The following is a 9,054-nucleotide window of genomic DNA, read 5'->3' as shown; positions in this document are numbered from 1 at the left end:
GATCCGAGCTTAGACGACCCGTCAGGTGGTCCAAAGGATGGGGTCCACTTCACATACCCGCTTGTTGATCATTGATGAGTTCCACTCACTGTTAACCGGTGGTGCCGTCAAGCAGCGCGAAACGATGAATGCCATTAAGCTCCTATGCAATGAGTTAATGATTCCCATCGTTGGTGTGGGTACGCAGGATGCTGTGCGTGTACTGCATTCAGATCCGCAGCATGCGAGTCGCTTTGATGTGGTTGCATTACCGAAGTGGGAGCTCAATCAGGAGTTTCAGAAGCTGCTCGCTGGCTTTGAGAAGATATTACCGCTCAAACATCCTTCCCAACTGCATGAGCCACAATTGGCGACCCAGCTTCACGCGATCTCTGGCGGCAATTTTGGCGACCTGCACCGGCTGCTGATTGAGTGTGCCAATGCCGCTATTTTGTCCGGGGCTGAACGTATCGATGAGAAAATTATTCAGAGTAAATCATGGGTGCGACCTACCCGTGGCATTAGGGAGGTGATGCTGTAATGCCTTGGGCGCTGAGTGTGCCTCTGTTGCCTGAAGAGTCGCTTTCTTCATGGCTGGTACGGGCGGCGTTGAGACAGGGGTGTGATCCTTTGTCGCTCACCGGGGCTATCTGGCCAACATGGCGTATATGGACAAGGGATATTGATAGGGAAATTCCCCTCGTAAGAATGCGCCCATTAGTCAATGCATCGGGGATATCGTCCGCTGAGTTTCAGAAAGCTGGGATGCGGGACGATTGTGAGAAAGTGGCCGGTTACTCATTACCGGAAACGCGGACTTGGCCCTGGTTGTTAGCCCTTGGTAGCCGAAATCGAACTCGCCATGGAGGACAACAGATTTGTGCATTGTGTTTGGCAGAGGACTCAGCCCCCTACTTGCGCCGACACTGGCGATTCGCTTGGCACACTGGGTGCCGCTTTCATGGGGTGCAACTGATAGATGAGTGCCCGGTATGCAAGGCCCCTATAGAGCCTCATCGCCTGTCAGCAGAAGATCAACATTTAGCTCAGTGCAGCCGGTGTTATAACGATTTTAGAAAGGCGGTATGCACGTCGCCTTTACCAGAAGCGTTCAGTTTCCAAGTGATGGCTGATCGTGCTTTAACAAGAAGCAACGTGACGTTTAGGGAGGCCCCTATCGCACCCGCCGATTGGTTTTCTATGGTGACTTTCTTTGTTGGCGTTGTTCGGCGTGCAAGTCGGCGGCCTGCGTCACCCCTCGCAGATGCGCTTCTAACATTGGGCATTTCGATTACGGATAGCCGAATGCCTGTGTCTGGGTTGGCGTTTGAGCTTCTGCCTGTCAACGAGCGTTGTGCTTTATTAGCGGCGGTGGAGCGTTTGCTAAGTATAGGCCTTGAAGAAACGTTTAGCGCTCTGGTCGCTTGTAATGTCAAAACGAGTGCGCTTCATGATTCCCGAAAGTCACCCCCCGTTATATTGTTGCCGTTGTTATCACGGTTATCTCATCACCCTCATGGGCCGCATCGCCGCCGTGCTCTACCGGCTCATCGCCCCATGTCGGAACGCGCAGTGAGAGCCTCATGGGCGCGTTTAAAACGGAGAATGAAAGCGGAGCCAACCTCTTGAAGCAACACAAAACGGTAGACTGCGATGAGTGTGGTCGAGAAGTCTCCAAATTGTGGCGACGCCATAAGGGGCATGGTTACTGCTCAACTTGCTATGCTCGTGAGTTTAAGCAGCGGATGTGCCCACGATGTGGTGAGTTAGCTCGTTTGCCTAAGAATGACCCAGACGCCGTCTGTCGTCAGTGCGAAGTCGACAAACCGTGTGCACGATGTGGAAAAGCCAGTTCAGACTACAACATCGGCAAGGTCACTCCCTACGGCCCTGTCTGTATCGCCTGCGCTCCCTATTTCAGAGAGTCAGAGTCCTGCGAGGAGTGTGGGGAACCCTCTCAACGTCTTACCCGAGTGACGCGTATGGGGCATGATCATCGCTTATGTCCACGCTGTGCGACGGCAGATCACGGTACCTGTTCCGCGTGTCGTCGACATCGCTTATTGGTCATGACATCCAGCGGTGACGCATTGTGCAACGTCTGTTATGAGCAAGGGAAAATTGCCTGTCCATTGTGTGGCAATCCCATGCCAGCGGGTCGAGGCGATGCCTGTGAGCCCTGCTATTGGACGCGAACATGCCGTAAACGCATCACCATTGGCCAAGCCGGTATCACTACCCAAGCGTTAAGTGAGGCCTTTGGGGAATTTGGTGAATGGCTGATTCGTACCACAGGGCCGCATAAGGCTGCCCTCAAGATCAATCATTTCTTCTCGTTCTTCCTTGAGATCGACCAGGCATGGTCACGGATACCGAGCTATTCGGAGCTGCTTCATCACTTCGGGGCGGAGGGGTTGCGGCGTGTAAGACTTCTTATGCGATGGCTGCATGAAGAGCAAGGGGTAGAGCCGGATCACCAAGCAAAGAAGATCGACTCAGAGAAACGACGTATCAAAGCGTGTCTCAGGTCTATGCCGTCCGCTTCTTTATCAGAAAAAGCGCTGCATGCTTATTGGCAGCAATTAGAAACCCGTATAGAGGCGGGCAAAACGTCCCACACCTCCGCACGACTTGCACTAAGAGCGGCAGCCGCATTGCTACTCGCTACTGACCGGGAGGGGCAGCGACTGCCTCAACAGGGCGATGTGGACAACTATTTGCAGGCGGTGCCTGGACAAGCAGCCTCGGTGACGGGGTTTACTAATTTCTTGAATCGCCAACATGCCACCACGTTGGCTCCTCGGGTGGATGTAAAACGGGCAAGAAAGCGGCGAAAAGAAACACTAGCCCGCACCCTGATGACGATGGCCCGGTGTGCTGATCAAGGAGAGGCCTGGAGGGAGGCATGGATCGTTGCTGCCATGGAGTATTTCCATGACACAAAAGTAACGCAGAAAATGCTTCGACAACAGACCGTAGAGCGGACGACAGACGGGATACAGGTGGTAATGAGTGACGTTACCTACTGGCTGCCTCTGGATATTGAGTGCTAAGACACTGATAGCGCGCAGTCACTTGGAGGGCTCCGCGCGAATGTCGCCCCGCCGTTTGGACGGGGCTATGGCTCTCTACCTATATGCCAGGGCTCAACGGTGTGCCAGAAGGCGTGTCATGACCGTTGAGATGACATCAGATCCAGGTCTTCATAAATGCCTTGATAGACTTCTCTTCTGGGCTGTGGCGCTGTGGTTCCTGTTCCTGTTCCTGTTCCTGTTCCTGATTTGGATGTAGGGGGGTTATAAGCCCGTTAGAGAGTGACAGGACATCGCTGAGCTGCTCGTAATCGAGGTTTACGTTATCGACATTGTATTGGTTTAGGCGTGTCATGGTCTCTGTGAGTGCGGTCATACTGTGCTCTTCTTCTCCAAGCGGCGGAAAGGCTTGAATCAGCGGCTGACCGCCTTCCCAACCTATCTTGATCGGCTGATTGATGATGTTGACTTGGGTGCCGGGTGGAATGCGGTCAAATATAGATTCGATGTCTTTGGGTAACATGCGGATACAGCCTCGGCTTGCGCGCATGCCAATGCCATCGGGCTGGTTGGTGCCGTGAATCAAATAGCCATCGAAGCCTAGGATGATGGCATGGTCTCCTAGCGGGTTATCGGGGCCGGGTGGCACAACGCTGGGCGCGGTTTCACCGCGTGCTTCCGCTTCGCGTTTTACCGACTCAGGCGGGTACCACGCGGGGTTTTTAATGTTCATGGTGGTCTCGGTCACGCCTAGAGGAGTATCAAACCCTTCGCGACCAATGCCAATAGGATAGGTCTCAACACGCGGTGTCTCACCGTTTTTGACATCTGGGTAGTAGTAAAGCCGCAGCTCGGCGATATTGATAACGATCCCAGTACGCTCCACATTCGGCAGAATAAAACGTCCCGGAATAGTCACTTCCGTGCCCACCCCTGGAACCCAGATGCTAACCTCTGGGTTTGCACGGATCATCTCCAAATAGCCAAGGTTGTGACGCCTGGCAATATCTATCAAGGTATCGTCGTAATCCTTTACGATAAAGGTGTCAGCCTCTCCGATAATATTACCTTCCTCTGGTAGCGGGTAATGCCCTTTGGGCCATTCCGTCTCCTGGGTCGTGTCGGGTTGTGTCGGGTTGTGTCTCCATGGCGACAGTGGGCCATGCCAGAAACGAAACCACCACACTCACGATGAAGCCGATCTGCATTGGCCATGGGAGGAATCTCTTAAGTATTACTGCGTTCTTTGCCAGGAGTATCGCTAGGTTCATTTTTCATCTAATGCGTCGTTTTTTGATCGAGATAAGTTCAGTTGTAACCCGAGCAGTGTCAGCAAGGCAGCGAGTATCCAAGCGGGGCCACTACCGGTGCGTGTGAAAGGAGTTAGGCCCTGCATCGGGGTCACCTCGCCAGTTAAACTGGCCTGTTCAAACTGTGGGGCACGGGCTGTGACGTGACCTTGTGAATCGATGATGGCCGTCACGCCATTACTGGTAGCTCGAAGTAGGTGACGACCATTTTCTAAGGCACGTAAACGCGCCATTTGAAGATGTTGGTGTGGGCCAATGGAACGCCCAAACCACGTATCGTTGGAAACCGTTAATAGCAGCTCGGCATTACGCGCCTGTTGGGCGACATGATCGGCGAAAATGATCTCGTAACAGATGGCAGTGCCAATGGTAGTGCCAGCCACGTGTAACGGAGCCTGTACGTCTGAACCAGGGGTCAGCCGGGGTGTTGGCAAGTCGAAAAAAGCAAGGGTGTCAGCGAGGAGGCTTTGGAATGGCAAATACTCGCCAAAGGGTACTAAATGCGCTTTTTGGTATTCGCCTTGCACATCATTTAGCCCTATGACGCTGTTATAAGAGCGCCCTTCACTGTCGCGTTGCAAAATGCCGGTCAACAAGGCGGTGTTAGGCCCCAGGTCGGACGCTACTTGCTCCAGTATTCGCTGTGCTTCCTGCTCAAGCATGGGAAGGGCTGCCTCGGGCCAAACGATGAGATCGATGTCCCTTGCTTGCTCTTGTGTCATTGTTGTGTAGATATTGACCGCCTCGCGCTGCCCTTGGGCAGTCCACTTAATGCGTTGGTCAAGATTCCCTTGCAGCAATGCCACCCGGATGGGCTTGCCAGCCGGGGTTGTCCATTGGGCGGGCAATAAGAATGGAACGACCCACAAGGCGGCCATTGGGACAAGGCAACTCCAGCGGCGACGCAGTACCTCTACCCCTAACGTACCTGTCAGCGCGGTCATAAGTGACAGCAAGTACACACCACCAACGGGTGCCCATGGGGCTAGTGGAGAATCTATCTGAGAGGTGCCTAACAATAACCAGGGGAAGCCGGTGAGCAACCAGGTGCGTAGCCATTCGCTCACCACCCACATACCGGCAAAGCTAAGAAAGGCGAACCGTGGCCCCGTGATGCGTCGATAGAGCCCAAAGGGGACTGCAAAGAAGAGCGCCAGGACGCTGACAAAAAGAGTGGTGAGGAACATCGCCACCAAGGCCCCGGTGCCACTGAAATCGTGAATAGCAACGAAGACCCACGACGTGCCTGAACCGAACAGGCCTACCCCATAGCACCACCCACGCAGGGTGGCCATGACGGGCGTTAGCGACTGTATCTTCCAATAGACCAGTGCCACGGCCACTGGGCCAAGCCACCATAGGGAAAAGGGGGCGGCACTCAAGGTGGTCAGTACCCCAGCGGCGAGCGCTACAACGCAATCGATTATTGGTGAGAGTCGCCCAGCAAAAAGCGTATATTCTTTATCTTGATCGACCACATCCATAGCGTTACTCAGAGCGCTTAAAAACAGGACTTTCACGCCATAACGCCACCGCGAACATCAATACACCGGCAAATAGCGCGATATCGGCCATGTTAAAGGCGGGCCAATGCCATTCGCCCCAGTAAATGTCCAGATAGTCGACGACGTACCCTCGCGCTAAGCGATCAACGGTATTACCGAGCGCGCCGCCAAGAATCAGACTGTACGCACAGGCTTCCAAACGCGGCAGGGGTTTGCATAGCTGCACCATCAATACAATGGCGACCACCAACGCTAAACCTAGAAAGAGGTAGCGCTGCCACCCCCCTGCTTCTGCGAGAAAGCTGAAAGCGGCTCCTGTATTCCCGGTATAAACCCAGTTAAAAAACGGCGTTAGCGGAATGACTTGGCCAAACGACATCTGGGCATGCACAATTTCCTTGACCAGTTGATCGGCTAGAGCCATCACGCAAGCTAATATGAACCATGGCCAGCGACGTGAAGGGCTATCGTGTTGCACTGTTCTCATGAGGTTACTTTTCCTTGTGACAGGCCTGTCATTGCGGTACTGGGCGAAAAGCGGTAACCCAGCAGTCGCATGGCGTTCAACGTCACCAGGACGGTAGCACCGGTATCGGCCATCACCGCAATCCACATGCCGGTAATACCCAGAGCTGTGGTGACCAGGAAAATGGCTTTTAAGCCGAGCGCGAGAACAACGTTGGTTTTCACATTGCGTAGCGTGGCACGAGAGAGGTCTATCAGCTCAGCGATGCCGGTAACGCGGTTCTTGAGCAAGGCTGCATCGGCGGTTTCCAACGCCACATCCGTGCCGCCTCCCATCGCGATACCGACATCGGCTGCCGCGAGTGCCGGTGCATCGTTGATGCCATCGCCTACTTTACCGACGGGGCCACGGCCTGCCGCTTGCCAGTCTCGAACATACGCTGCCTTGTCTTCAGGCATTAGTTCGCCGTACGCTTCAATGCCTAAGCGCCCCCCCGTGGCAGCGACGGTGCGGGCATTATCACCGCTGAGCATGACCGCCTGTACGCCTAAACGGGATAGCGCCGCTAGGCCTTCAATGGCATCTTCGCGTGGCTCATCGCGAACCGCGATCAAGCCCAACAAATGCTCGCCTTCGACGAGGAGAGCGAGGCTCTTACCGGCTTCTTCTAACGCGACAATCCGAGCACTGAGACTTTCCTCAAGGATGACCTGCTCGTGAAGGTGGCGAGGCGTCATTAAGCTCAGCTCGCGACCCTCCACCTGGCCGGAAACACCGCGCCCCGCCAGAGCGCGGCTGCCGGTGACGGTGGGGAGGTTGATGCCCGACTGTCGAGCATGCTCAACGATAGCCGTGGCGATAGGGTGACTGGAATCCCGCTCTATTGCGGCGGCGAGCCGCAATACGCTGTTATCGTCTTCCTCAGCAATCCAAGACTCCACATCTGTGACTCTTGGGGTACCCGCAGTGAGGGTGCCCGTTTTGTCTAATGCCACCAAGCGAAGCTTACCTAACTGTTCAAGAACGGCTCCCCCTTTGATCAGTAGGCCGCGCCGAGCGCCCGCCGAGAGACCGGCGGCGATGGCGGCTGGGGTGGAAATGACCAACGCGCAGGGGCATGCGATTAACAGCAATGCTAACGCACGGTAAATCGACTCCGACCATGCCATGGTCGATACCAGCGGTGGCACTATCGCCATCAGTAGGGCGAGTAAGACGACGGCGGGCATATAGTAATACGCAAAACGATCAATAAAGCGTGCTATGGGTGCCTTGGCGGCTTGTGCTTCTTCAACCAGGCGAATAACGCGTGCGATTGTATTGTCATCAGCGCCTCGTGTTACCTCCACCTCCAGGGCGGCATCAAGATTCACTGTGCCAGCAAAAATGTCATCACCAGGCGAGCGCGAACGGGGGATGGACTCGCCGTTTACCGGCGACTCATCAAGGTCGGACGTGCCCACCAGGATACGTCCATCGCAAGGAACGCGATCACCGGGCCGCACCAGCACACGCTGACCGAGTTTAAGTGACTCCGCCGAGACGTCACGCAGATGGCCATTGTCCATCAGCCTTGCCGTTGAGGGTGTTAAATTTTCCAAGGCTGAGATACTGCGGCGCGCCCGTGACGCAGCTACCCCTTCGAGTAGCTCACCTACGGCGAACAAGAATACGACCATCGCGGCTTCAGCAGCAGCATCGATAGCCAATGCACCAAGCGCAGCGATGCACATCAGCATTTCGATAGTAAAGGGGTTGCGCATTTTGAGGGCGCCCCAGGCACTCTGCGCAATGGGCATTAAGCCGACCAGCGTGGCCAGAATGAACGGCACATTACCCAGCGCAGGCCATGCTAAACGAAGCGCGAAGGCTACGATCAGCAGATTGCCTGTGATAATGACCAAGCGCCCTTTAGCGGTTTGCCACCAAGGGGATGAAGCATCAGATGCGCGTGTTTGGCCAGCAGGGGAAGTCACTTGATAGCCTAGTTCGTTCAGGATGCCCTCAATGGTCTGTTGAGAGGGGCCACCCTGATCGCGGTGGTGAATCTTCACCGATCCCGTGACCGAGCTTGCTGTGACTTCCTCAATGCCGTCCAGCCGCTCTAGCGCCGACACAACCTTGCGCTCACAACCGCCGCAGTCCATGCCTTCAACACGCAGCGTCAAGACGGTAGGCGCTGTTGTCGGCGTCGATGTTTTCATGGTGCCTCTCCTGCCAATGGGCTATGGTTTTGAAGTGTAAACCTTGTAGCAACTACAGCTTCAAGCCCTGCCTAAGGAGTTTTACCATGTCGATGATCGGCCAAAGTATCAGCATTGGTGAGTTAGCACGACGAGCTGATTGCAAACCTGAAACAGTTCGTTATTACGAGCGTATTGGGTTGCTGCGCGATGCGACCCGAACCGGCGGAGGACAGCGCCGCTATGGAGACGACGCTGTGCGGCGTTTGACCTTTATTCGTCATGCCCGAGACTTTGGCTTTTCGGTGGAGTCAGTGCGAGAGCTTTTGGCCATGTCAGATCAACCTGATATGCCTTGCCAAGAAGTCGATGCCATCGCCACGCATCACCTAAAGCAAGTGGAGTCTCGCCTTCAACGACTCTCCGCACTGCGTGAGGAGCTTCAACGGATGGTCACGCAGTGTGCCGGTGGCAAAGTGGAAAGCTGTCGAATCATTGAGGTCATTAGTGATCATCAGCTCTGTATCACTGAAAACTCGCATGGAGGGGCTCACGACTTGGGTTAGCACTAACGCTACG

7 protein-coding genes are annotated in these 9,054 nt (G+C 54.9%); 3 read left to right on the top strand and 4 right to left on the bottom strand.

Annotated features, from left to right (window positions below):
• Positions 1-37 precede the first annotated feature (37 nt).
• Positions 38-520, top strand: a complete 483-nt coding sequence (locus QD208_RS09530) for a TniB family NTP-binding protein (protein WP_347881993.1) — start codon at positions 38-40, stop codon at positions 518-520.
• A 1,606-nt stretch (positions 521-2,126) separates the two neighbouring features.
• The gene (locus QD208_RS09525; protein WP_175089071.1) at positions 2,127-3,032 is read left to right on the top strand and encodes a hypothetical protein; all 906 of its coding nucleotides are present in this window, start codon (positions 2,127-2,129) and stop codon (positions 3,030-3,032) included.
• Positions 3,033-3,168: 136 nt separating this feature from the next.
• On the opposite strand, the gene QD208_RS09520 is transcribed toward QD208_RS09525, so the two are convergent.
• The 4 genes from QD208_RS09520 to QD208_RS09505 all read right to left on the bottom strand — a co-directional run bounded on the left by QD208_RS09520 (position 3,169) and on the right by QD208_RS09505 (position 8,496).
• Positions 3,169-4,026 (bottom strand): L,D-transpeptidase family protein, encoded by an 858-nt coding sequence (locus QD208_RS09520; RefSeq protein ID WP_345947313.1) that lies wholly within the window; start codon positions 4,024-4,026, stop codon positions 3,169-3,171.
• A gap of 252 nt (positions 4,027-4,278) precedes the next feature.
• On the bottom strand, positions 4,279-5,805 hold the full coding sequence (lnt, locus tag QD208_RS09515) for an apolipoprotein N-acyltransferase (RefSeq protein ID WP_175088984.1): 1,527 nt from the start codon (positions 5,803-5,805) through the stop codon (positions 4,279-4,281).
• Between the two features lie 4 nt (positions 5,806-5,809).
• Complete coding sequence (lspA, locus tag QD208_RS09510) at positions 5,810-6,313, bottom strand: signal peptidase II (RefSeq protein WP_175088983.1); 504 nt, start codon at positions 6,311-6,313, stop codon at positions 5,810-5,812.
• On the bottom strand, positions 6,310-8,496 hold the full coding sequence (locus tag QD208_RS09505; protein ID WP_175088982.1) for a heavy metal translocating P-type ATPase: 2,187 nt from the start codon (positions 8,494-8,496) through the stop codon (positions 6,310-6,312). The genes lspA and QD208_RS09505 overlap by 4 nt, the downstream gene beginning before the upstream one ends.
• 86 nt (positions 8,497-8,582) lie before the next feature.
• On the opposite strand from QD208_RS09505, the gene QD208_RS09500 reads away from it, so the two are divergent.
• The gene (locus QD208_RS09500; RefSeq protein ID WP_175088981.1) at positions 8,583-9,041 is read left to right on the top strand and encodes a helix-turn-helix domain-containing protein; all 459 of its coding nucleotides are present in this window, start codon (positions 8,583-8,585) and stop codon (positions 9,039-9,041) included.
• Positions 9,042-9,054 lie beyond the last annotated feature (13 nt).

It is taken from the genome of Cobetia sp. 29-18-1 (genome assembly GCF_029846405.1).
GTDB lineage: Bacteria > Pseudomonadota > Gammaproteobacteria > Pseudomonadales > Halomonadaceae > Cobetia > Cobetia amphilecti.
This window is presented reverse-complemented; position numbering and strand designations above follow the sequence as displayed.